This window comes from Sporosarcina sp. ANT_H38 (genome assembly GCF_008369195.1).
In the GTDB taxonomy this organism is placed as follows: Bacteria; Bacillota; Bacilli; order Bacillales_A; family Planococcaceae; genus Sporosarcina.
The window spans coordinates 38,663-61,625 of record NZ_VOBC01000003.1 but is presented as its reverse complement, the minus strand read 5'-3'; the positions used below and the strand labels follow the sequence as shown (position 1 = coordinate 61,625).

Below are 22,963 nucleotides of genomic sequence, written 5' to 3'. Positions count from 1 at the left end.
TTTCTTTCACGCAATTGCCACAAACGTTATAATAGTATTTGAAAGTGCGGTGAAATTATGCGTCTAACGATGTACACAGATTTTTCGTTGCGTGTTTTAATTTATCTAGGGGCGAAAGAGCCAGGGAAATTATCGACGGTTCAGGAAATCTCAGACACATACAATATTTCGAGAAATCATTTGACGAAAGTAGTGCACGAGCTTGGTAAGATGGGGTTAATCGAAACGATACGGGGCCGTGGTGGCGGTATCAGGATGAAAGTGGAACCTAAAAACATCAATGTTGGAGAGCTTGTTCGGATGACGGAAGACGATTTTCATCTTGTTGAATGTTTTAATTCCGAATCGAACAGTTGTATTCTTTCACCGGTCTGTCGACTAAAAGGTATATTACACGAAGCATTGAATGCTTATTTAGCAGTTTTGGATAACTACACTGTGGCGGATTTTATCATTAATAAAGATGAACTCAAAGCGATTTTGTTTGACCGCCCATTATGATAAAATGAAAATGAATATAAAATGCAGGGGGCTATTTTCATGGAAAAAGTTTTTGTTTTTGGACATCAAAATCCTGATACCGATTCAATTTCGTCGGCAATCAGTTATGCGTATCTAAAGCAGCAATTGGGAATGAACGCAGAAGCAGTTCGACTCGGTGATGTAACGAATGAAACGGCTTATGCGCTTGACTTCTTTGGTTTTGAAGCGCCGCGTCTTATCGAGAAAGCTGCGACGGAAGTAACAAAAGTTATTCTCGTTGACCATAATGAGAAGCAACAAAGTGTGGTTGATATCGATGATGTGCAAGTAATCGAAGTTGTGGATCACCACAGGATTGCTAACTTTGTAACGAACGATCCTCTTTATTATCGTGCAGAGCCTGTAGGGTGTACGGCAACGATTTTAAACAAATTATATAAAGAAAATGGTGTTGAGATTCCGAAAAATATTGCTGGGCTTATGCTTTCTGCACTCATTTCGGATTCTCTATTGTTCAAGTCGCCGACATATACAGACCAAGATCGCGCTGCAGTGGAAGAATTGATTGCTATCACAGGCGTGGATGTACAAGAGTATGGACTGGCTATGTTGAAAGCTGGTGCAGATTTAAGTAATAAAACGCTCGAAGACCTTGTAAAACTTGATGCGAAAGAATTTGGTATCAATGAAGTTAAGATTGAAATTGCACAAGTGAATGCAATTGACATTAATGACGTAATGCACCGTCAAGCAGATTTGGAAGACCTTTTATACCGTGTCATTGCTGAAAAAGGACTCGACCTGTTTTTGTTTGTCGTAACTGACATATTGAACAATGATTCAATCGTGTTAGCTCTCGGTAAAGAAGCAGGGCGCGCTAGCGCAGCATTCAATGTTACCCTCGTGAACAACACGGCAATATTGAAAGGTGTCGTCTCCCGTAAGATGCAAATTGTTCCAGTGTTAACTGAAGCATTGAAATGACTAGGAAGAGGTTGCAGTCCGCGTAAAGTGGATTGCAACTTTTTTGTTTTAATTGTGAATGGTATCCGGGACTAATTATTATAATCCACAACGCACTAACCACATGCACTTAATCCAATTCAATCACTTAAACAAATGGCGTAAATACCTTTCCGGGTCATTCAAAAAGTCTTTTGTCATGCTGACATGTCCAACTTCATCGAATGATACATTCACAAGTTCTCCCTCTTGAATCTCATATAAATCCGCACCGGGGTATGCCATAAGAATTGGTGAGTGGGTAGAAATAAGGAATCGAGCCCCCTCGGCAACCATATCATGGAGAATCGCAAGCAGGGTCAGCTGTCTATTTGGCGACAAAGGTGCCTCAGGCTCATCCAGTATATAAAAGCCGTCAGGACGGAACCGAGCTTGGAACAAGTCGAGAAAACTTTCTCCGTGAGAACGCTTTTCAAGGCCTTCTCCGTATAAATCACGTAATTCATAATAGGTTCTGGCATAAGGTAACACTTCAAGGCTATTTGGATCACGCTTCCTGATTTCTTCCATTGTTACCCTAGCTTCTTCACGGATGTTGGCGATACTTCGTATATATGTAACAAAGTCAGACGCTCTGAAAAAGAAACCATTGCCTGTTTTTACTGACCAAATAAGCTTCAATTCATCTGCAAGTTCGAAAGCTGGGGAAAGAGAATGGTCAAATTTCATATGTTCTCCACTGATTAACGTGCTCCCGGCTGCTGCTGCAATCCCTTCAAGCAATGTCGTCTTGCCGCTTCCATTGTCCCCAGCAATAATTGTCACCGGAGCTTTCAATGTCAGCGATTTGAAATTTTGAATGACGTCAGGATTAAATGGATAGCGATCTTCATCAGACCACCGGACGCGTCGAATTTCCCTTAAAGTCATTCCAAACACCCCTTTTCGACAGTATACCTGAAAAGGGTGTCGCGTTATATTACAAATTCAGCGGCTTTGTTGCAGGACCTTCGAGGACGGATCCGTCTTTTCGGAAACGTGAGCCGTGGCAAGGGCAATCCCATGTTTCATCGCCAGCATTCCATCTCGTTCGACATCCCATATGTGTACAAATAGGGGAGTCTGTACGAGTTATATGACCACCAGTGAACTCTTTTAAGACAAGTCCAGTATTTTTCAAGGCCTGCAATAAAAATGAACCAAATCCGGTTCGATCAGGCGAATAAAGTGTCGAAGCGCGGTTCTCTTTTCCGACAATTAAATCACTGATAATCCGTGCGCCAGCCATTGAGTTCGATAATCCCCATTTTCGGTACCCCGTACTCAAATAGACGTAAGGCATGCTAGAAGAAATAATTCCTGCGTACGGTATTAAATCTGGAGTCTGAGGGTCTTGTGCGGACCAGCCGTGCGTCAGAGTGGAAAGGTTATATAACTCCTGCAAGTCCGTGTAAAGTCGGTTGTAATGCACTTGTGTATCACTTTCCATTCCTGCTCGATGGCTTTCTCCAGACAACAGGAAAAACGTTTTCCCATCAATTTGTGCTGTCCGGATCGACCTCTTTGGTTCATCGACTGCAATATATTGTCCGCGGAGTGGCATATCTCCTTCTGCTGCAACGATATAGGAACGATCGACAGATAATTTCATGATTTGTAACCCACGCAGTGCTTCAATTGGATAGTGTGTACATAATACGAGTTCAGTGAATTGGACTTCATGTCCTGATTTCATGGAAAGCAGACGCTTTTTCAAATCCATTAAGATAACATCTGATTGTTCATAAATACGAGCACCCGCTTCGACCGCAAGTTGTGCAAGATGCTGTCCGAATCGTACAGGATGAATCTGACTTTCGTCTTTTAAGGTAATCGTTGCGTCAATTTGGAGCGGTAATTCAGAGTTCCGTCCAAGTTCGCCGGGGATACCAAGTTCAGTGTATGCGTTCATTTCGTAACGGAGTATATCAGTGCCAAGTTTTGATTGAGAATAAAGAATGGAGTCTGCAGCTCTTAATTCATCCTTTATTGCAATGGACCTTCCGAATTGAACGGCTTCCTCATTCACTTCAAAATACAATTTTGCATTGTCTCGTCCAAATTGTTTCAGTAATTTTGCGTAAACAATATCATGTTGGGCAGTCAGTTTTCCTGTTGAGTTACCTGTCGCGCCACCAAGGATGGTGTCTTTCTCAAGAAGGATAACGTCTTTCCCTTCCTTAGCTAAAAAATAGGCATTGGCAATTCCACTTAGGCCTCCTCCAACGATACAAACGTCACATTGGACATCACCGTCAAGTTGAGGAAATGGATCACGTGGATATGCAGTACTAAGCCATAATGAATTGGACATAAAATAACCTCCGTCAAGTCTGCTTGAAATAGTAGTAAGCATATTCATTGTTCCCTTCTTTGATTGAATTTAAAATGAAGAATATGAAAGGTGGCGGGAAAATTGAAAATTGAAATATGGTCAGATTATGTTTGCCCGTTTTGTTATATTGGAAAGCGTAGATTAGAAGAAGCGTTAGAGCAGACCGGCCTTGGAGAAAAGGCTGAAGTTGTTTTCAAGGCATATGAACTTGATCCAAATTCGCCCGCGGTGTCCGATACGCTGATGAAAGAAAGTCTTGCGACGAAGTATGGCATGAGTGTGGAAGAAGCGAAGAAGATGACTGACAATGTGGTGGACCAAGCAAAATCTGTAGGACTGAACTATAACTTTGACGCTATGACGCCATCAAATACATTTAATGCACATCGCCTAGCGAAACTTGCTGAACAGGAAGGTTTCGATAAGACGGTATCGGAAAATTTACTGAAAGCTTATTTCATTGATGGTGAAAAAATTGGTTCAGTAGACGTGTTACTTCGCATTGCGGAAGAAGCAGGGATTTCTCGTGACCGTGCGAAAGCAGTTCTCGATTCTGACGAGTTTGCAGATGATGTAAGAACGGATATCGCTGAAGCTCAGCAAATCGGTGTAAAAGGTGTTCCGTTTTTCGTTATTAACCGTAAATACGCAATTTCAGGAGCGCAGCCGGCGGAAGCATTTGCAAATGCACTTCGACAAGCTGCGGAAGAAGCTTAATCAACAGAAATAAAAAATCGGCCATGTGATCATATTGATCGCATGGTCGATTTTTTAGTTACTTATTACTGTTTAGACTTCAGTCGTCAACCTCAGAGGCTAAACGGCGCTTTTTACTTTTCTTTATTGAGCTGGGTTTGCTTGCAAATCGATTGTGATTTTAATGTCGTCGCCTACAAGAACGCCGCCTGCTTCTAGCGCTTGGTTCCAAGTAAGATTGAATTCTTTTCTTGAAATTTTACCTTCGACTTCAAAAGCAGCTACATCTACGCCCCAAGGGTTTTTACCAGTACCTTCATACTCAGCTTCAAACGTAACTTTTTTTGTTACGTCTTTTACTGTCATGTCACCAGTAACGTTATATTCATTATCGCCTTTTTTTGTGATACCTGTTGAAACGAATGTGATTGTCGGGAATGTTTCTGTATCGAAGAAATCTGCAGAACGAAGGTGGTTATCACGATCGTCGCTATTTGTATGAATTGTTGAAGCGTCGATTGTGAAGTTGATGTTAGCGCCCGTCAAATCTTCAGGATTACCTTCGATTGTACCTTCTACCCCTGTAAAACGTCCTCTTACTTTAGAAACCATCATATGCTTAACTGAAAAACCAACGCCTGTGTGTGAAGCATCTACTGTCCATTTTGTCATTTGAAAAACTCCCTCTCTGAATAAGTTATATTTTCACTATATTCGTTAATTATCTTGAAGTCAAGATGAATAATTTTGTGCATTCCGAATAGAGGGAAATAATGAGGCTTTCGGTTAATAAGAATTCCTTGTCAAAAGAAAAGTTTCCAAGCATACTATTAAGGGTGAAAAGCTTTTATGGAAAGGATTTGAATGTTGATGTCAAAACATCAATGGTATGAAGAACTTCAGAAAAAAATTACAACAGGCACAGTACTAATTGATGAACCACTATGTAAATACACGATGACAAAACTTGGGGGAGCAGCAGACCTTCTTGTCATTCCTGGAACTATAGATGAAACAGAAACTGTAGTAAGTTATGCATATAATAATGAAATTCCGTTACTATTACTTGGAAACGGGTCAAACATGGTCGTCAGAGATGGTGGAGTGAGAGGGATTGTCCTTCATTTATCACAGCTTAATGCAATAAGTATTGAAGGATCACTTGTGCATGCTGAGGCAGGTGCACTAATTATTGATGTTTCAAAACATGCGGCTGCAGATGCTCTATCAGGAATTGAATTTGCTTGTGGGATTCCAGGTTCAATCGGAGGCGCAATGGCAATGAATGCCGGTGCATATGGCGGGGAAATAAAAGATATAGTTGTTCATGCGACAGTGTTGACGAAAACGGGCGAGCGGTTAGTTCTTTCAAAAGAAGAACTGGAGCTTGGTTATAGAAAGAGTATTATTTCGAGAGAGGGCTACTACGTTCTCTCAGCGGATTTCCAACTCATGCAAGGAGATCCGGATGTCATTAATGAGAAAGTAGCAGACTTAACCTTCCAGCGAGTATCAAAACAACCACTTGAATATCCTTCAGCAGGAAGTGTGTTCAAACGACCGCCAGGCTATTTTGCAGGAAAACTTATACAAGACTGCGGTCTGCAAGGGAAAGGGCATGGCGGAGCAGAAGTGTCATTGAAGCATGCAGGCTTTATCATTAATAAAAGTAATGCAACCGCTTCTGATTACATTGAGACGATTAACATGGTGAAAGCAGAAGTGAAAAAGAAATTTAATGTTGACCTAGAGCTTGAAGTGAAAATCGTAGGTGAAGAAATAGGGGAATAATAAAAAGCGGATGACCTATAGTCATCCGCTTTTATTCACTCTTCTATTATTAATCGGTTTTACAAGAGAACATGGAAGGATCCGTCACCTGGTCATCTGTGATATGCACTTGGCACATTTTGTTGTTGCTCATAAATTTGAAAATACCATTGTTAAAATCAGTCCCAATTTCTTTGAAGAAAATACCTTCAAAGCGGGCTTCTTTCGAGAGTGTGAAGCTCACGCGGAAACCGGCGCCGTCTTCGATCAAGTAAGCACGAACACCTTTTTCAAACATACCGTCAATTTCATCTCTAATAGCTCGATCGACAGAAACAACATGGAAATCAACAAACGTAATTTCACGTAGCAATACGTTCATGAACGAGCCTTTCGTAATTTCTTCCCATCTGCTTTGTGCAGTTTGGCCGAGAATGATTTGGGTAATGTTGTGTTCATGGGCCACTTCTTTAATCACTTTGGCGAATGGACGCCTTTCGCAATCCCGTATTATGAAATCTTCTACTTCAAGTTCTTCAGCAAGTTCTTTCCAGCGCTCGACATATTGGGATTTCTCCGCGTCGAATTCATCAAAGGGAAGTGGATCCACTGTTAAAATATACATTGGACAGTCCATGATTGCTGCTATTTTATGTCCGCGTCTAATGAGACGTTCACCATTTGGACCGTAGTAGACACAAACGAGAATACTCTCGTCCATACGACCTTTTACTTTGCCCATGACGGTAGTCACCTCTTAATTATTATTTGTATAATTGGGTTCATACTAAAATTTTAATACTAATTGAAAACCAAATAATTATATATGAAAATCTATCTAAAAACAAGATATGAATGATCTGAAATGTTTCAAAGTGCTAAGAGTACAGCAATAGTGTATAATTTAATGTATAAACTCATAGCGGTTTCCCCTACTACTGTTATCTATAGCTCCCTATTATCCCGTCAGACACGTCGCAGGTCAAGTATGCCCTAAATAATAATGTAATTTTACACACACTACGTAACTGGATATTCCACTTTTCTGTATACATTTCCCGTGACTTAGTTCAACTTCATTAATCTGTTCAGCATTGGAGGTTTGCATTTGTTAACAATAACTATAGCTATTTTCATCCCGTTTTTGGCAGCTATCTTTGTCCCGTTCATCTATAAGCGGGTGCATAGTAAGCATATCGGGTGGTTTGTCATAATTGTTCCAGTAACGTTATTCATTGTTCTCGCCAGTTTTATCCCTGCAGTGTCTAAGGGTAAGACGTATATACATACAATAAAATGGATAGATTCGGCAGGGATTAATTTTACGACTTATTTCGACGGTCTCAGCATGATTTTTGGACTTCTTATCACGGGGGTCGGGAGTCTAGTCATTCTCTACTCCATATATTATTTATCCGAGCGTGAGGCGTTAGGGCGTTTTTATGTTTATCTTCTCATGTTTATGGGCTCGATGCTTGGGGTAATCTTCTCGGATAACTTGATGGTACTGTACGTTTTTTGGGAATTAACGAGTATTTCGTCGTTTCTTCTAATCGCATTTTGGTACCATCGGAAGAAATCTAGGTCGGGTGCACAAAAATCGATGCTTATCACTGTGTCCGGTGGAGTGGGAATGCTTGCCGGTTTTATAATACTGCATACCTTGACCGGTTCATACAGTGTGCGTGAAATTATTGCCACGATTGGTCAATATACGGATGAAAGTCTGTTTATCCCTGCTATGCTGCTTATCTTACTCGGTGCATTTACGAAGTCTGCACAGTTTCCGTTCCATATCTGGTTGCCGGACGCGATGGAAGCGCCGACGCCGGTCAGTGCTTATTTACACTCTGCGACAATGGTCAAAGCGGGTATTTACCTTGTTGCACGCTTCACGCCTGTATTTGGTGGAGAAGCTGTATGGTTTTATACAGTCACGGGCGTTGGGATATTTACATTGTTTTGGGGGTCAGTCAACGCAGTGCGGCAGACCGATCTCAAGGCGCTGCTCGCTTATTCGACAATCAGTCAGCTTGGTCTGATTATGAGTCTCTTCGGACTGGGTTCAGCCGCGCTTAACGGTGGTTACAGTGCGGACTCTGTTATTTATACGCAGGCAACTTTTGCTGCTTTGTTCCATCTTATTAATCATTCGACATTCAAAGGTGCTCTGTTCATGGTCGTTGGTATTGTCGATCACCAGGTTGGTACTCGGGATATCCGAAGACTTGGTGGCCTGATGTCACTGTTGCCTGTAACGTTTACAATTGCAGTTATCGGAAGTTTTTCTATGGCAGGATTACCTCCGTTTAACGGTTTCCTTAGTAAAGAAATGTTTTTCGAATCTGTATTGATTATACGTAACCTAGATATTTTTGCGATGGGTCCTGTTTGGGGGAGCTTAATACCTGTAGTAGCTTGGCTTGCGAGTGTGTTGACATTCGTCTACAGCATGCTACTCGTTTTTCAGACATTTCTTGGGGAGCATCAGCCGGATCGTCTGGATCGGAAAGCACATGAAGCACCGGTTGGGATGCTTGTTGCACCGGCAGTTCTTGCGCTGTTCGTTGTGGGCATTTTCTTCTTCCCGAATGTGGTCGGCAAATATTTATTGAGCCCTGCGATGGCGGCGGTCTATCCTCCGTTTGAGGGAGCAGAAGGTCTCGTTCCGCATATATCTGCGTGGCACGGTTTTAATGTACCGATCATGATGACGATTGGTGTTGTCGTACTGGGTGGGTTGCTCTACTTATACCTTCGATACTGGCGTGGAATTTACTCGATCGCACCGATGAGATGGAGTCTCGATTCCTTGTACAATGGCCTGATATCACAGTTGGAAAAAGGTTCTACTTTTCTGACACGGACTTATATGACGGGTTATCTCAGGGATTATCTTGTCTATATTTTTATATTCTTCATCGTCACAGTTGGCGGCGGTCTTTTGTGGACGGGTGGGTTTTCAATTGATTTATCAAACGATGCTCTTATCAGCATCAATGAATACATCATCATCTTTGTCATGATGGCGGCAAGTATAGCGATTATCTTTGCGAAATCACGCATCACTGCAATCCTGTTAAACAGTGTTCTCGGCTATTCGATTGCCATTCTTTTTGTTGTATTCCGGGCACCTGATTTAGCTTTGACGCAAATTATAGTGGAAACTGTGACTACTGCGTTATTTCTTTTATGTTTCTATTTCTTACCGGAATGGAGCAAAGAAAAAGCAACTAGGTCTTTAAAAGTGGGTAAAGGCATTATCGCCATTTCAGTTGGAACTGTTGTTACGGTTCTTGCGCTGATCGTCCAAGGGAATAAAATGTTCGAGTCGGTTTCTGTTTATTTTGAAGACGCTTATGAGTTAGCTGGAGGAAAGAATATCGTCAATACGATATTGGGTGATTTCCGTGCATTCGATACTATGCTTGAAGTTGTAGTGCTTTTTATAGCTGGAATCGGAGTGTTTACGTTAGTTAAATTGAAGGCGGGAAAGGGGGACGAGGACGTTGAAGATAAATGATGTCATTTTACAAACAGTGACGAAAATTGTTGTGTTTATCATTTTGACGTTCGGTATTGAATTATTCCTTTCCGGTCATTACAACCCCGGAGGAGGATTCATAGGTGGTCTTGTCCTGTCTTCGGCTTTCGTTTTACTCTATATGGTATTCGATATAGAAACAGTCCATAAGGGCATCCCGTTCGACTTTAAAATGATTGCGGCGTTTGGTGTCTTACTTGCAGTCGGGACTGGCCTAGGATCAGTTATCTTCGGCGCTCCATTTCTTACCCAGACGGCCAGCCATTTTAATTTACCTGTGTTCGGGGAAACTGAATTGTCGACTGTTGTGCTGTTCGAGGCAGGTGTAGCACTGACTGTTGTCGGTGTTGTTGTAACAATTATTTTAAGTATTAGTGAGGATGTGTAGCGGATGGAAACGTTAATAACAATACTCGTTGGAGTGCTAGTAACGGTCGCTGTCTATTTGCTGCTATCCAAAAGTCTGATTCGGGTCATCTTAGGGACAGCCATCTTGTCGCATGCTGTGCATTTACTGTTAATGACGATGGGTGGATTGAAAAAAGGTGCAGTTCCGCTGTTGGGTGAAAATGCGGAAAAGTATACAGATGCTCTTCCGCAGGCGCTAATTTTGACGGCAATCGTTATAAGCTTTGCGGTGACTTCTTTTTTATTGGTACTTGCTTACCGTACATACAAAGAGACCGGATCGGACAATCTTTTTTTATTGAGAGGACCCAAAGATGAATAATATTATTGTCATGCCTATGCTCATTCCTTTATTGACAGGAATACTACTTGTATTTCTTAGGCCTTATATAAAAGTTCAGCGGGTGTTCAGTCTTGTATCCATGACAGCAACCGTTGCGGTCAGTGTTTATATACTGGATTTGATCCAGACTGATGGTATTTTGCGAATCGATTTCGGTGGCTGGTTGCCGCCTTACGGAATTTCCTTCGTAGCAGATTCTTTTTCCATGCTGCTTGTATTGACGACTGCGATTGTAACGGGGATTCTTCTGATCTATGCCTTTTCATCAATCGGACGGAGACACGAGAGTATGTTCTTTTATCCGTTTGTCTTTTTCCTCGTTGCGGGCGTTAACGGTTCGTTTCTGACAGGTGATTTATTTAATCTATTCGTCTGTTTTGAGGTGATGTTGTTATCTTCATATGTCCTAATTACACTCGGGGGAAGGAAAGTTCAACTTGTCGAATCCATTAAATACATATCTATAAATGTGCTGTCCTCGTGGTTTTTCCTGGTTGGCATCGCCTATTTATACGGTACAGTAGGTACGCTTAATATGGCGCATCTATCTGTACGTATTGCGGAAGTCGGGCAAGGACCACTATTGACGGTAATCAGCATTATCTTTCTAGTTGTCTTTAGCTTGAAATCTGGACTTCTTCTATACTTTTGGCTGCCTGGATCCTACAGTGCACCGCCGACAGTGGTTGCGGCATTGTTTGGTGCGTTGCTGACAAAAGTCGGTATCTATGCGATGTTCCGTGTTTTTACGCTGATCTTCTATCATGAACCCGGTGTCACACATTCTATCATTGGTATTATGGCGGCGCTCACGATTATTGGGGGAAGTATGGGAGCGATTGCCTACAATGATATTCGACAAATTGTTTCTTATAACGTCGTGATTGCGGTAGGTTTCATACTTGTTGGGCTTGCCGTTTCGACGGAAGTGGCGTTTCAAGGTTCCATCTATTACCTAATCCACGACATGATTATCAAAGCGTTACTCTTTCTTCTAGCAGGAACGATGATCTACTTAACGGGTACGAGTAAGATTGAAAAAATGAGTGGATTGATTCGCAACTATCCGTTGCTCGGCTGGTTGTTTTTCATTACGATGCTGTCACTTGCTGGGATTCCACCGCTGAGCGGGTTCATTGGAAAAGTATATGTTGGACAGGGAGCGATTGAAACGGGTTCATACTTCTTGCTTGCAATTGCTTTCCTATCAAGCATTTTCGTACTGTATTCATTGCTACGCATTTTCATTAACTGCTTCTGGGGAGAGACGATTATTAACGAAGATGATGATGTGCCGCTTAAAAAAGGAATGCTTATTCCACTCGTGATGTTTGGTATCTTAACAATTGCACTCGGAGTTGGAGCGGAAGGGCTTGCACCGTATGTTTCCGATGCGGCTCGTACGCTGATGAACCCTGAAATTTATATAGACGCGGTCTTAACTAGTGATAGGTAATCGATGAGAGGGAGGGGCCCCGTCCCTTTATCGGAAAGAAGAGGTGAACATTATGCCAGCCCAGTTACTGTTGAATTTATTTATAGCTCTGCTCTGGATGCTCTTAATGGATGAAGATGAGCCGAAGTTTACGACTTTCTTTGCCGGCTTCCTAGTCGGGATTGGGATTATATTTTTCATGCATCGGTTTTTCGGTACGCAATTTTACTTGCGCCGTTTGTACTCAACAATTAAATTGCTGTTCATCTTCATTTCAGAGTTGACTAAATCGAGCATAGTCGTATTGAAACAAATTCTTAGCCCGAAATTGAAAATTAAACCAGGTATTTTCAAATATGAAACAGTTTTGGAGAGCGATTCAGAAGTAACAATGCTATCGTTGCTGCTGACATTGACTCCGGGGTCTGTTGTCATGGAAGTGTCACCGGAAGGGAATGTCCTTTATATCCACGCAATGGACGTCGAACAGTCTCGAGATGGACTTTTAATGCAGCTACATAATTTTGAAAGAGCAATCATGGAGGTGACCCGCTGATGATTCAAGCAATGCTGACGATTTCGCTCGTGCTTTTCTCGATAACGATTGCCATAGCTGTTATACGAATTATACTGGGACCATCGATGCCTGACCGCGTTATAGGTCTTGATATGATCGGTGTTAACCTGATTGCTGTGATAGCGGTTATTTCAGTAATGATGAATACGAAAGCCTTTTTAGAAGTCATTTTAATTTTAGGGATTCTATCGTTCATCGGCACAATCGCCTTCTCAAAGTTCATCGAGAGGGGTGTTATCGTTGAACGGAAACATGATCGGTGAATTTATAGGAGCATTTCTTATTTTGACGGGTGGAATTGCTAGCGTAATTAGCGTTTTCGGACTTCTTCGGTTGCCAGATGTTTACACGAGATCTCACGCTGCAACGAAAAGTTCGACACTCGCCGTCTTGCTAACATTGTCAGGAGCTTTCATTTATTTTTTGTTTAGCCAACATTTTGTAAGCGTACGCCTGCTTTTAGGGATCGTTTTTGTTTTTCTGACTGCGCCGGTTGCTGGACATTTGATTGTCCGGGCAGCTTATCGGTCGAACGTAAAACTTGCAGATATCTCCACTGAGGATGAATTATACGAAATGATACATAAGGATAAAGTAGAAGAGGATGAGACTGGCCGATAATGGCTGGGCTCTCCTTTTTTTATTTGGGTTGGAACTTATGAAATCTCGTACGGGTTTTATGATCGGTTGGTGTGTGGATATGACTGGTCGTGCTGGGTTAATGATCGGTTGGTGTGTGGATATGATTGGTCGTACAGGGTTTATGATCGGTTGGTGTGTGGATATGATTGGTCGCGCGGAGTTTATGATCGGTTGACGAGCTTAGGTTGAGTGTTCACTTTTGGTTTAATTCAGATAAAGGAGGAGTTTAAACAGAATAATAGAATACAATTAAAGGAAGATATGAAGGGTGTGTGGAATGGTGAAACAGAAGAGGGAAATGGGGAAATGGACGAAAATTCTGTTGTCGATATTTGGGGCGATTATAGTATTGGTCATCGCGGCATTGATTGTTGTGAACGTATACATAGGCAAGTCGAAACCATTTATTGACGGGCAAGTAAATGCGGTATTTTTGGACGAAGACGTGACTGTTGTAAGGGATGCATTTGGTGTACCGCATATCACCGCGAAGTCGGACGCGGATATGTACAGGACCCAAGGCTATGTTCAAGCGCAGGATCGTTTATTTCAAATGGATATGGCTCGCAGACAAGCGAGTGGACGCTTAGCCGAAGTAGTGGGCGAAGCGGCAGTCGGAACGGATAAGAAATTCCGTACATTCAGCTTGCGCGCAGCAGCTGAAGAATCTCATGCCGGCTACGGTGAGGAAGCGAAAAAGGTCCTCGATTGGTATGCGGAAGGTGTTAATGCATTCATTGAAGAGGCAGAGAAGGATGGAAAGTTGCCTTATGAATTCAAGGTTCTAGGCTATTCGCCTGAATCGTGGACAGCAATTGATTCGTTGACGATAGGTAAGTTTATGGCTTATGATCTCGGTGGAAACTGGGACAGTCTAGCTGTTAGGCACTGGGCATTGAATAATTTCTCGGAAGATTTGGCACGGGAGTTATTCATTACATATCCGGAAAATGCGCAGTCTATAATTGAGGCGAACATTGCGAATCCGGTGGCAGTTGCGGGTAGATTTGATCCTGATTTAATTCCGCCTGAATTCAACGGTAGTAATAACTGGGTTGTATCTGGTGATAAAACAGCTTCAGGATTACCGCTTCTGGCAGATGATCCACATCTCGGACTCGATACACCGGCCATCTGGTATCAGATGCATTTACAGTCGCCGGACCAAAACGTTAGCGGTGTTATTTTTGCGGGTGTTCCAGGAATCATCCTTGGTCATAATGACAACGTTGCGTGGGGCGTGACGAACGTCGGACCCGACGTCCAAGATTTATATATCGAAACTCCAAATCCTGATGACCGGACCCAATTCCTTTATGACGGTGAATGGGAACAGGCTGAGGTGAGGGATGAAACGATTTCAGTTAAGGATGGGGCAGATGTACCCTTCGAAGTAATGGTCACGAGGCACGGACCGATTATTTCGGACATCCTTTACAAAGAAGAAGATCCGGGTGCGTTGTTTTCGATGCAATGGACGGCGCTTGAACCGACAAAAGAGCTTGAATCTATTATGAACATGAACAAAGCAACGGACTGGGATAGTTTCGAAACGGCATTGGAAGACTTCCATGCGCCTGCACAGAATTTTGTGTTTGCAGCGAAGGATGGCACCATCGCTTATAAAGCAAATGGGCGTATACCGATAAGGAAACAAGGAGATGCACAATTGCCTGTACCAGGTGATTCTTCTGATTACGGCTGGAAGGGCTATATTCCGTATGATGAATTGCCGCGTGTTGTTAATCCGGATGAAGGGTTCATAGCCACCGCCAACAACCAAGTCGTCGATGACTCGTATCCTTACCACATTACGAAACTTTGGGCACAGCCTTATCGCTATGAACGGATTGCGGAAGTGTTGCGAGAAGGGGACAACTTTACGGCAGAAGATATGATGAAACTGCAGATGGATCAAAAAAACTTATACGCAGCTGAGTTTCTTGAGGATATGATTAGTTCGGTTGAAGCAGAAGACGCCGTGATCGGGAAGTACGTAAATATTGTGAAGATGCTTCGTGAGTGGGATCAATTCGATTCCACAGATGCAGCGGCACCGCTTGTCTTCCATAAGTGGGTGGCAGAATTGCCAATCGAAATGTTCAGCGAATCGATGCCTGAGGATGTCTACGAGCTTCTCCCGGGGAAAGGGAAGATAACTGACCAAATGATGCGTGAATCTTACGCAGGTGATCCAGGTGCCTGGGTGGAGGCGTATGGCGGTGTGGATAAGTGGGTCTTCGATTCATTTGTGAAGTCGGTTGAAGATATTGAAGAATTATTCGGTAATCAAATGGCAGACTGGAAATGGGGAGATTTCCACCAGCTGGAGTTCCCGCACGCGCTTTCGGGAGCATCTCCTATTTTTGAATATTTCTTGAATCCGAAAAAACAGGCCATAGGCGGTTCGAATGTTACAGTCCAGGCAGCAGCTTTTGATGAAAATGGTACTGTGGAGCACGGTGCACCTTGGCGCTTTGTTGCTGATTTGTCCGATTTATCGAAAGCCAATCATATTGTAGGACCGGGTCAAAGCGGCCACATGAAATCAAAATGGTTCCATGATCAGGTAGATGATTGGATGAAAGGTGAATACCATGAAACTGTTTTGGATGGGGACATTAAAGATGGGTATACATTGGTATTGAAAGCGGAGCGCTAATGCGCCCCGCTTTTTTTCTGGTACGAAGACTGCAGAATGCCTGAGCGAACATAAAAAGGAGTCGACCAATTAGAAAGGATGGCTGAGCGCCTATAATTGCAGGTTGACCGATTATAAAAGAGGATTGACCAATCATAAAACCTCAAAGACTGCCTATATAAAATTGAATGCGCCCCGTTTATTAACGTGTATGTTTATGATTCATCCAGCTATTCACGACACGATCCATTCGACCTAAAGTCGTTTCCGCATGAATCATTGATTGATATACAGCTTCTTCCGTCGCTTCAATCACCGCCTGAAATAAGTCGTTCATAATTGGATGATCGTCACGTAACAGCTCATATGCATTAGTCATATCGGTGCTTTCATGTGGGATCGTAAAACCATTCGAGAATGCGATGATAATGTCGCCGCTCCCGTTATGGATATGTGTCCCTGTTCGTCCGAGTCCGATTGAGGCTCGCTTTGCGAGACGCTTCAATTGCCGTTCATTTACAGGGGCGTCTGTCGCCACGATAATTATGACTGACCCGTCAGGTTTTAAGTTGTCCGCTTCAGACTGTAGAATTGAGCCAGTGACCTCAAAGTCGTTCTGGTTGAGCCATTCATCAATTCTACATTCCCCGGCTTTCCCGAAATTCGTCAGTGTCAACACGCCGACTGTAAAGCAGACATCGTCTTTCTGAACAAGCCGAGATGATGAGCCGATGCCGCCTTTCATCCCAAAACAGATCATCCCTTTTCCAGCCCCGACTGCTCCTTGTTCAATCGTACTGTCGGCGTTTTGAATCGCTTCAATTGCGTGGTTAGGCCTTACTTTCATCAGGCGCATTGAGTTCAAATAACTGTCATTGCATTCTCCGACAACGACATTTAGCGAACTTGTAGAGTCTCCAATGGAGTGATTTTCATCGAGCATATACGCTAATGTACCTTCCAACACCGCCCCGACGCTAAACGTGTTTGTGAGCATAATGGGCGATTCGATAACACCTAGTTCTTCAATTTGAATCAGTCCCGCCGTTTTACCGAAGCCGTTTAATACAAAGCTGGCTGCTGGAACTTTCTGCTCGAAAACATTTCCGCTATGTGGCAAAATCGCAGTCACGCCTGTGCATACAGAATCACCATTTGGTAATACTTGTTCAAGCGTCACATGCCCGACTTTAACTCCTAGTACATCTGTGATAGTATTCCGTTGTCCTCGTAACATTCTCTCAACTCCTAAGAACTTATTTTTATTTAATGACTAAAACCAGCGCATGAATCGTTCCATATGATGCTTATGTAAATTTCATGATACGTCTGCTTCTGTACGATCTTACACATCATCAAATGCATTCGAGAAATCTCGTACCGATACATAAAAACAATGGTCCTTGGCTACTATTAGTAAATGTTCTGCGAAGAATCCCCGGACACCTTTTTTAACTGTGATTTTGGAAATTATGCAGTAAAGAAAATCTTACTCAAAAGATTCCTCCTAGGATTTATAACATATCGGCTAAAGTAGTCGCTGCAAACAAATACTACAGTCAATGTCGTTTAACTACTAATATCATCGCACCCGTTGCAGCGGAGATTATTCCAGGTCGTCTCCAACGAGGCGGGCAAATTATCACCATGGATATTGCCGAACCGCAATAATGAAATAAATTTCATTCAAACAATCATTTGATTAGCCTTGCAACTGGATAAAAAAATGAATATACTAAAAATAATCAAACAATCATTTGAATGAGGTGAAAATATGACGGTAAAAGAAGTGTGTGAAGTGATAATGGTCCACGAAGAAGTCGTAGAGCGGGTCCAAATTGCATTACCGGATTTGGGGGCAACGGCACGAATATTCAAGGCACTGGCAGATGAAACGAGATTGAAAATTGCTTTTTCGCTGACACTAGAAGAGGAAATGTGTGTCTGTGACGTAGCGGCAGTAATAGGTTCTTCTGTCGCGACTGCATCCCATCACTTACGCTATCTGCGAGAACAAGCACTTGCCAAATCAAGGAAAAAAGGGAAAATGGTCTACTATTCGCTCGCAGACGATCACATTCACCAACTTGTGAAAGTCGCGCATGAGCATACGATAGAAGGTGTTGAACATGGCAACAGTTGAAAAGAAGGAATATCGGTTGGAAAATTTAACGTGCGCCAGTTGTGCAATGAAGTTTGAAAAAAACGTCAAGAATTTACCTTCAGTACAAGATGCACAAGTAAACTTCGGTGCTTCCAAATTGGTATTTAGCGGAAGTGCGAGTGTTGAAGACTTGGAGACAGCCGGCGCTTTTGACGGCATTAAAGTTGCCCCGCTTCAAAATAAAAGGATTGAGCCGAAAATACCTTTCTTTAAACGTAAGGAAAATCTAATTACTCTCTTTTCGCTTCTGTTTTTAATGATGGGGATGATTATATCGTTTCGCTATACAGAAACGCATCCAGCGGCAATTGTTCTTTTTGCCATCGCCATCGTAATTGGCGGAACAGGTATATTTAAAGTAGGACTGAGAAATCTTATTCGCTTCGAATTCGATATGAAAACGCTAATGACAATTGCCATCATTGGTGCTGCGATCATTGGGGAATGGCGAGAAGGTGCAGTTGTTGTTTTCTTGTTTGCAGTAAGTGAAGCGCTAGAAGCCTATTCAATGAATAAGGCGCGCCAGTCTATTCGAAAATTAATGGATATTGCACCGCCTGCCGCGCTAGTAAAACGTGGCGAGGAGTTTGTGGAGCTTCCGACAGAAGACATTGTCGTCGGGGATATCCTCATAGTAAAACCGGGTCAGAAGATTGCCATGGATGGCTCTGTTTTAACAGGTACTTCTACTGTCAATCAAGCAGCGATTACAGGTGAATCCATCCCCGTTCTGAAAATGTCCGGAGACAATGTATTCGCAGGTACACTCAATGAAGAAGGTGCGTTGGAAGTAACGGTTACGAAGCTCGTCGGCGATACGACGATTGCGAAAATCATCCACCTCGTAGAAGATGCGCAGGCAGAAAAAGCACCCTCGCAAAAGTTTGTTGATAAATTTGCAAAGTACTACACACCTGCAATCATTGTGATTGCAATCCTTGTAGCAATAATTCCGCCGCTGCTCGGCGGAGATTGGAATGCATGGATCTATCAAGGCCTCGCGGTACTCGTAGTAGGTTGTCCGTGTGCGCTAGTTGTCTCTACTCCAGTTGCTATTGTCACAGCGATTGGAAATGCAGCACGTCAAGGCGTGCTGATTAAAGGCGGCATCCACCTCGAAGAAACAGGGAGGCTTGACGTTATAGCTTTCGATAAAACCGGAACATTAACGAAAGGTTATCCGGAAGTAACAGATTTCATAGTAACTGAAATAGATGGTCAAGAAAAATTACTAAGTGCAATTGCAGCAGTGGAATCCATGTCACAGCATCCGCTTGCAAAAGCAGTCGTCAATTATGCGCATAAAAATGGAGCGCAAAAAGTCGATGCGTCAAATTTTCAATCGATTACCGGAAAAGGCGCTTATGCGGAAATTGAGGGTGTGATTACGTATATCGGTAGCTTAAGCTGGGCACAGGAACTGTCTTCATTGCCGGAACAGATGTTGCAACAAGCGGTGACTCTTCAACAACAAGGAAAGTCAGTCATGGCGATTGTAACTGGTACAACGTTTAGCGGACTATTGGCTGTAGCGGATCCAATACGAGAAGAAAGTCGTGATGTTTTACGTCAATTGAAAAATATAGGTATTCGTCATACAGTCATGCTGACAGGCGACCACCAGGTAACGGCGGAAGCAATTGCTGCTGAGCTTGGTGTTACTGATGTACGTGCCGGGCTGATGCCTGAAGACAAACTAACGGCTATTAAACAATTAAGCGATCAATACGGTCGTGTAGCCATGGTTGGTGATGGCATTAATGACGCACCTGCCTTAGCTGCAGCTTCGGTTGGTATTGCAATGGGTGGAGCCGGTACGGACGCCGCATTGGAAACGGCAGATATTGCATTGATGGCAGATGATTTAGGAAAACTGCCCTATACAATGAAATTAAGCCGAAAAACATTGCGAATTATCAAGGAAAACATTATGTTTGCATTAGGTTTAAAAATTATAGCACTGCTTCTTATCATTCCTGGCTGGCTGACATTATGGATTGCCATCTTCGCAGATATGGGTGCGACGCTGTTGGTCGTGCTGAACTCGCTTCGTTTATTGCGCGTTCATAAGTAAGTAGGTTCTATACGGAGGCGAATTCTAATGCATATACAAGAGTGGACAATGGAAGAGCAGGAGCAACTTATTCATTTTATGACAACTAATACGTGGCCTTTCCATGGTAACTCTGATCCGGGACGTCATTTGATTGAAAAAACAATCGAAGAGGGCGGCTATGGGTCGGACGAAGTGAAAACGTTCTGGGTGGAAAATGAAAATGGAGAAAAAGTAGGGATCGTGAAAATTTACGATTTGCAAGATGAAATTCCGTTGTTCGATTTACGTATTGCAGATATGTCGAGAGGGAATGGCTACGGTCCGAAAGCCCTCCGATTAGTGGCGGAATATGTATTTGGGTTGCCAGGTAAGAAAATCCGTCTAGAAGGTCATACAAGGCAAGATAATCTTGCAATGCGGAAAACGTTTGAACGTGCAGGGTTTGTTAAGGAAGCCCATCTTCGCAAAGCATGGTTTTCGCCAAAAGAGTATTCCTATTACGACGCAGTGACTTATGGTATTACGCGAGAAGACTTCGTGGCGGGAACGACGACGCCTGTTATTTGGGAAGACGGAGAAAAATCACGGGATACACGATCTCCGCGTATCCCGGATTTTCCTGATTCATTCGAATCGGAACGGCTAATCATTCGAGCTCCTAAACTTAGCGATGCAACAAATGCTTGGAATGCGATTCGGACTTCGTTACCTGCGCTTCGTAAGTGGATGCCGTGGGCGCAACCGGAACCTGAGTTGCATATGACAGAGGAAAGCTTGCGAAAAGCGGTTGCAAATTTCATCACTCGTCAGGATCTACGCTTTCATGTTTATCATAAAGAGACTGGGAAGTTCGTTGGCTCGTCGGGACTCCATAGAATTGATTGGTCGATTCCGAAATTCGAGATTGGCTACTGGCTTGCAACAGAGTTTGAAGGACAGGGCTATATGACGGAAGCTGTTAAAACTATTGAGAAATTTGCATTCGAAAAACTTGGGGCACGCAGAGTGGAAATTCGTTGTGATGAAGAAAACATGAAGAGTCGAAGTGTCGCAGAACGTGCGGGGTTTACTCTCGAAGGGATTTTGAAACAAGATTCCTTATCACCCGACGGTAATGTTTTACGAAACACCTGTATCTATGCGAAAATAGACTAAAGAAAAGCGGAGGCGGCCCGAGCGTCTGGCCGCTGTAGCTAGACAGTAGAAGGAATGCAGCTTAACAAAATATGATTTACATCGTGTAGAACCTAAAAGGGATGCCGACTAATGTCGACATCCCTTTCGTTACACGTTTCGTTTTCCAGTTATGAGGTTGAAAATAAATACAATAACTGCGATGACTAGAAGAATATGAATTAATCCGCCGCCAATCTTGAACACGAGACCTAACAACCAAAACACGAATAATGCTACAATGAGTAACCATAGAATACGACCCAAGTGTTTCACCCCCTTAACTTATGTGTTCTATCTTTACCCCGGTAAATTAAAAGTTAAACTATGAATATTAAAAGAGTAGTGATTGGGAATGAAATTGGGTATACATACTGGAGGCGGTACAGTTGGCAACACCAGGTATGGAAGATTATCTAGAACAGATTTATTTGCATATCGAAGCGAAGGGCGTTGCACGTGTATCGGACGTTGCTGAATCCTTGGCGGTTCTCCCTTCATCTGTTACAAAAATGGCCCAACGACTCGACAAGGAAGGTTATATTGTCTATGAACGCTACAAGGGCCTCGAATTGACGAAAAAAGGGTCGACGTTTGGAGAAAAACTTGTGCGGCGCCATGATCTCCTTGAACAGTTTCTTCGTATTATTGGCGTAGATGAAGAAAATATTTATGGTGATGTGGAAGGAATTGAGCACCACCTAAGCTGGAATGCGATGGATCGAATAACCGATCTAGTCGAAGCGATGGGACAAGACGATGAATTTGTTAGGAAATTACGTGTAATGGATCATAAGAAAGAGGTAGATAAATAATGGAAAAACTTAAATCAGGTTATACGGCGGAGTTAGAAGTGTTGGAGCAAGACGGTTCACGATGGATATTGGACGGCGATGGCGATCAAGAACATATTATGTTGAACGCATCTGATGCAGATGAAAATATTCAAGAAGGAGATATTGTCAACGTATTCCTTTATCTGAATAGACGTGGAGAACTTTCTGCGACGATGCAGCTGCCAAATATGACAGCTGAGACATTTGGCTGGGGACGTGTAATCCGTGTGGATGACCATGAAGGTGTCTTTGTAGATATCGGTTCTTCAATAGAGGTGTTAGTGAATAGAAATGACATGCCTAAAGTTCGGGCTCTATGGCCGAAGATAGACGATGCATTGTACATGACACTTCGAATGGATTTGGGCGGTACGATTTTCGGCAGACTTGCCACAGAAGAACGCGTGTTGGAACAGATTGTCGAAGCGCCTACAACCGTGTTTAATATGGATTTGAAGGCAAGAGCATACCGCTTATTGCCAGTCGGTTCGTTTATGCTCAGTGTTCCGGAGAATTACCGAATCTTTATCCATAATACCGAGCAGGAACGGGAACCTCGTTTGGGACAGGAAATGAATGTACGTATTATTGGCGTTCGTGATGACGGAACGTTAAACGGATCGATGCTACCGCGCAAAGAGGAGCGCCAGGGAGATGATGCAGAAAAGCTTCTTCGCCACTTGAATGAAGTTGGAGGCAGAATGCCGTTTACTGATAAATCAACACCTGATGAGATTAAGGAAATGTTCAACTTAAGCAAAGCGTCGTTCAAACGTGCACTTGGGAAACTCATGAAAGAAGGCAGAATAGAACAAAGTGAAGGATGGACATTGTTGAAGTAATACTGAAATTCGGGAA

At 42.9% G+C, this 22,963-nt stretch carries 24 protein-coding genes; 18 read left to right on the top strand and 6 right to left on the bottom strand.

Going from position 1 to position 22,963, the window contains the following annotated elements; genetic code table 11:
* The first annotated feature begins 57 nt into the window (after nt 1–57).
* Both FQ087_RS15770 and FQ087_RS15765 read left to right on the top strand, forming a co-directional pair.
* A complete protein-coding gene (locus tag FQ087_RS15770; RefSeq protein WP_149581562.1) occupies nt 58–501 on the top strand; it encodes an RrF2 family transcriptional regulator in 444 nt (147 codons plus the stop codon).
* 39 nt (nt 502–540) lie between these two features.
* Entirely contained in the window at nt 541–1,467 is a 927-nt protein-coding gene (locus tag FQ087_RS15765; RefSeq protein WP_149581561.1) for a manganese-dependent inorganic pyrophosphatase, read from the top strand.
* Between the two features lie 123 nt (nt 1,468–1,590).
* Here the strand turns inward: FQ087_RS15765 and FQ087_RS15760 are convergent, their stop codons facing one another.
* Nucleotides 1,591–2,376, bottom strand: coding sequence for an AAA family ATPase (locus tag FQ087_RS15760; RefSeq protein WP_149581560.1), 786 nt, complete (start codon nt 2,374–2,376; stop codon nt 1,591–1,593).
* Nucleotides 2,377–2,425: 49 nt separating this feature from the next.
* Nucleotides 2,426–3,799, bottom strand: a complete 1,374-nt coding sequence (locus FQ087_RS15755) for an FAD-dependent oxidoreductase (RefSeq protein WP_149581559.1) — start codon at nt 3,797–3,799, stop codon at nt 2,426–2,428.
* 102 nt (nt 3,800–3,901) lie between these two features.
* Here FQ087_RS15755 and FQ087_RS15750 point away from each other — a divergent pair, with 102 nt between their 5' ends.
* Nucleotides 3,902–4,537, top strand: coding sequence for a DsbA family oxidoreductase (locus tag FQ087_RS15750; protein ID WP_149581558.1), 636 nt, complete (start codon nt 3,902–3,904; stop codon nt 4,535–4,537).
* Between the two features lie 123 nt (nt 4,538–4,660).
* On the opposite strand, the gene FQ087_RS15745 is transcribed toward FQ087_RS15750, so the two are convergent.
* Nucleotides 4,661–5,188: a YceI family protein gene (locus tag FQ087_RS15745; RefSeq protein ID WP_149581557.1), complete on the bottom strand. Its 528-nt coding sequence runs from the start codon at nt 5,186–5,188 to the stop codon at nt 4,661–4,663.
* A 198-nt stretch (nt 5,189–5,386) separates the two neighbouring features.
* On the opposite strand from FQ087_RS15745, the gene murB reads away from it, so the two are divergent.
* Nucleotides 5,387–6,307 carry a UDP-N-acetylmuramate dehydrogenase gene (gene murB, locus FQ087_RS15740; protein ID WP_149581556.1) on the top strand — a complete coding sequence of 307 codons (921 nt, stop codon included), beginning with the start codon at nt 5,387–5,389 and terminating at the stop codon, nt 6,305–6,307.
* A gap of 49 nt (nt 6,308–6,356) precedes the next feature.
* On the opposite strand, the gene FQ087_RS15735 is transcribed toward murB, so the two are convergent.
* Nucleotides 6,357–7,028, bottom strand: a complete 672-nt coding sequence (locus tag FQ087_RS15735) for a universal stress protein (RefSeq protein WP_149581555.1) — start codon at nt 7,026–7,028, stop codon at nt 6,357–6,359.
* A gap of 366 nt (nt 7,029–7,394) precedes the next feature.
* On the opposite strand from FQ087_RS15735, the gene FQ087_RS15730 reads away from it, so the two are divergent.
* The 9 genes from FQ087_RS15730 (at nt 7,395) to FQ087_RS15695 (ending at nt 15,897) form a co-directional block, all read left to right on the top strand.
* On the top strand, nt 7,395–9,809 hold the full coding sequence (locus tag FQ087_RS15730; RefSeq protein ID WP_149581554.1) for a Na+/H+ antiporter subunit A: 2,415 nt from the start codon (nt 7,395–7,397) through the stop codon (nt 9,807–9,809).
* Nucleotides 9,796–10,218, top strand: coding sequence for a Na(+)/H(+) antiporter subunit B (locus FQ087_RS15725; protein ID WP_149581553.1), 423 nt, complete (start codon nt 9,796–9,798; stop codon nt 10,216–10,218). Before FQ087_RS15730 ends, FQ087_RS15725 begins: the two co-directional genes overlap by 14 nt.
* A 3-nt stretch (nt 10,219–10,221) precedes the next feature.
* Nucleotides 10,222–10,560: a Na(+)/H(+) antiporter subunit C gene (locus tag FQ087_RS15720; RefSeq protein WP_149581552.1), complete on the top strand. Its 339-nt coding sequence runs from the start codon at nt 10,222–10,224 to the stop codon at nt 10,558–10,560.
* Nucleotides 10,553–12,037, top strand: a complete 1,485-nt coding sequence (locus FQ087_RS15715; RefSeq protein ID WP_149581551.1) for a Na+/H+ antiporter subunit D — start codon at nt 10,553–10,555, stop codon at nt 12,035–12,037. The genes FQ087_RS15720 and FQ087_RS15715 overlap by 8 nt, the downstream gene beginning before the upstream one ends.
* Nucleotides 12,038–12,089: 52 nt before the next feature.
* Nucleotides 12,090–12,572: a Na+/H+ antiporter subunit E gene (locus FQ087_RS15710; protein ID WP_149581550.1), complete on the top strand. Its 483-nt coding sequence runs from the start codon at nt 12,090–12,092 to the stop codon at nt 12,570–12,572.
* Nucleotides 12,572–12,856, top strand: coding sequence for a Na(+)/H(+) antiporter subunit F1 (locus FQ087_RS15705; protein WP_149581549.1), 285 nt, complete (start codon nt 12,572–12,574; stop codon nt 12,854–12,856). Before FQ087_RS15710 ends, FQ087_RS15705 begins: the two co-directional genes overlap by 1 nt.
* Nucleotides 12,834–13,214: a Na+/H+ antiporter subunit G gene (locus FQ087_RS15700; RefSeq protein WP_149581548.1), complete on the top strand. Its 381-nt coding sequence runs from the start codon at nt 12,834–12,836 to the stop codon at nt 13,212–13,214. The genes FQ087_RS15705 and FQ087_RS15700 overlap by 23 nt, the downstream gene beginning before the upstream one ends.
* Nucleotides 13,215–13,251: 37 nt before the next feature.
* The gene (locus FQ087_RS22510; protein WP_188006780.1) at nt 13,252–13,410 is read left to right on the top strand and encodes a hypothetical protein; all 159 of its coding nucleotides are present in this window, start codon (nt 13,252–13,254) and stop codon (nt 13,408–13,410) included.
* Nucleotides 13,411–13,512: 102 nt separating this feature from the next.
* Nucleotides 13,513–15,897 carry a penicillin acylase family protein gene (locus FQ087_RS15695; RefSeq protein WP_149581547.1) on the top strand — a complete coding sequence of 795 codons (2,385 nt, stop codon included), beginning with the start codon at nt 13,513–13,515 and terminating at the stop codon, nt 15,895–15,897.
* Between the two features lie 181 nt (nt 15,898–16,078).
* Here FQ087_RS15695 and FQ087_RS15690 read toward each other — a convergent pair whose 3' ends face one another.
* On the bottom strand, nt 16,079–17,113 hold the full coding sequence (locus FQ087_RS15690; RefSeq protein WP_149581546.1) for a P1 family peptidase: 1,035 nt from the start codon (nt 17,111–17,113) through the stop codon (nt 16,079–16,081).
* A gap of 537 nt (nt 17,114–17,650) precedes the next feature.
* Here FQ087_RS15690 and FQ087_RS15685 point away from each other — a divergent pair.
* The 3 genes from FQ087_RS15685 to FQ087_RS15675 are packed head-to-tail and all read left to right on the top strand — an operon-like array spanning nt 17,651 to nt 21,251.
* Entirely contained in the window at nt 17,651–18,019 is a 369-nt protein-coding gene (locus FQ087_RS15685) for an ArsR/SmtB family transcription factor (RefSeq protein WP_149581545.1), read from the top strand.
* Nucleotides 18,006–20,114: a heavy metal translocating P-type ATPase gene (locus FQ087_RS15680; protein ID WP_149581544.1), complete on the top strand. Its 2,109-nt coding sequence runs from the start codon at nt 18,006–18,008 to the stop codon at nt 20,112–20,114. The genes FQ087_RS15685 and FQ087_RS15680 overlap by 14 nt, the downstream gene beginning before the upstream one ends.
* 27 nt (nt 20,115–20,141) lie before the next feature.
* Nucleotides 20,142–21,251, top strand: coding sequence for a GNAT family N-acetyltransferase (locus tag FQ087_RS15675; RefSeq protein WP_149581543.1), 1,110 nt, complete (start codon nt 20,142–20,144; stop codon nt 21,249–21,251).
* A 129-nt stretch (nt 21,252–21,380) separates the two neighbouring features.
* Here FQ087_RS15675 and FQ087_RS15670 read toward each other — a convergent pair whose 3' ends face one another.
* On the bottom strand, nt 21,381–21,527 hold the full coding sequence (locus FQ087_RS15670; protein WP_188006802.1) for a lmo0937 family membrane protein: 147 nt from the start codon (nt 21,525–21,527) through the stop codon (nt 21,381–21,383).
* Nucleotides 21,528–21,658: 131 nt separating this feature from the next.
* On the opposite strand from FQ087_RS15670, the gene mntR reads away from it, so the two are divergent.
* Both mntR and FQ087_RS15660 read left to right on the top strand, forming a co-directional pair.
* Entirely contained in the window at nt 21,659–22,084 is a 426-nt protein-coding gene (mntR, locus tag FQ087_RS15665) for a transcriptional regulator MntR (protein ID WP_149581541.1), read from the top strand.
* A complete protein-coding gene (locus FQ087_RS15660) occupies nt 22,084–22,947 on the top strand; it encodes a CvfB family protein (RefSeq protein WP_149581540.1) in 864 nt (287 codons plus the stop codon). The genes mntR and FQ087_RS15660 overlap by 1 nt, the downstream gene beginning before the upstream one ends.
* Nucleotides 22,948–22,963: the final 16 nt, after the last annotated feature.

Bases quoted from the DNA above. Each gene is read 5' to 3' on its own strand.
- FQ087_RS15755 (WP_149581559.1), bottom strand. From the start codon at position 3,799: ATGTCCAATTCATTATGGCTTAGTACTGCATATCCACGTGATCCATTT.
- FQ087_RS15695 (WP_149581547.1), top strand. From the start codon at position 13,513: ATGGTGAAACAGAAGAGGGAAATGGGGAAATGGACGAAAATTCTGTTG.
- FQ087_RS15770 (WP_149581562.1), top strand. From the start codon at position 58: ATGCGTCTAACGATGTACACAGATTTTTCGTTGCGTGTTTTAATTTAT.
- FQ087_RS15715 (WP_149581551.1), top strand. From the start codon at position 10,553: ATGAATAATATTATTGTCATGCCTATGCTCATTCCTTTATTGACAGGA.
- FQ087_RS15705 (WP_149581549.1), top strand. From the start codon at position 12,572: ATGATTCAAGCAATGCTGACGATTTCGCTCGTGCTTTTCTCGATAACG.
- FQ087_RS15685 (WP_149581545.1), top strand. From the start codon at position 17,651: ATGACGGTAAAAGAAGTGTGTGAAGTGATAATGGTCCACGAAGAAGTC.
- FQ087_RS22510 (WP_188006780.1), top strand. From the start codon at position 13,252: ATGAAATCTCGTACGGGTTTTATGATCGGTTGGTGTGTGGATATGACT.
- FQ087_RS15690 (WP_149581546.1), bottom strand. From the start codon at position 17,113: ATGTTACGAGGACAACGGAATACTATCACAGATGTACTAGGAGTTAAA.
- FQ087_RS15710 (WP_149581550.1), top strand. From the start codon at position 12,090: ATGCCAGCCCAGTTACTGTTGAATTTATTTATAGCTCTGCTCTGGATG.
- FQ087_RS15675 (WP_149581543.1), top strand. From the start codon at position 20,142: ATGCATATACAAGAGTGGACAATGGAAGAGCAGGAGCAACTTATTCAT.
- FQ087_RS15660 (WP_149581540.1), top strand. From the start codon at position 22,084: ATGGAAAAACTTAAATCAGGTTATACGGCGGAGTTAGAAGTGTTGGAG.
- FQ087_RS15765 (WP_149581561.1), top strand. From the start codon at position 541: ATGGAAAAAGTTTTTGTTTTTGGACATCAAAATCCTGATACCGATTCA.
- FQ087_RS15760 (WP_149581560.1), bottom strand. From the start codon at position 2,376: ATGACTTTAAGGGAAATTCGACGCGTCCGGTGGTCTGATGAAGATCGC.
- FQ087_RS15720 (WP_149581552.1), top strand. From the start codon at position 10,222: ATGGAAACGTTAATAACAATACTCGTTGGAGTGCTAGTAACGGTCGCT.
- murB (WP_149581556.1), top strand. From the start codon at position 5,387: ATGTCAAAACATCAATGGTATGAAGAACTTCAGAAAAAAATTACAACA.
- FQ087_RS15680 (WP_149581544.1), top strand. From the start codon at position 18,006: ATGGCAACAGTTGAAAAGAAGGAATATCGGTTGGAAAATTTAACGTGC.
- FQ087_RS15745 (WP_149581557.1), bottom strand. From the start codon at position 5,188: ATGACAAAATGGACAGTAGATGCTTCACACACAGGCGTTGGTTTTTCA.
- FQ087_RS15735 (WP_149581555.1), bottom strand. From the start codon at position 7,028: ATGGGCAAAGTAAAAGGTCGTATGGACGAGAGTATTCTCGTTTGTGTC.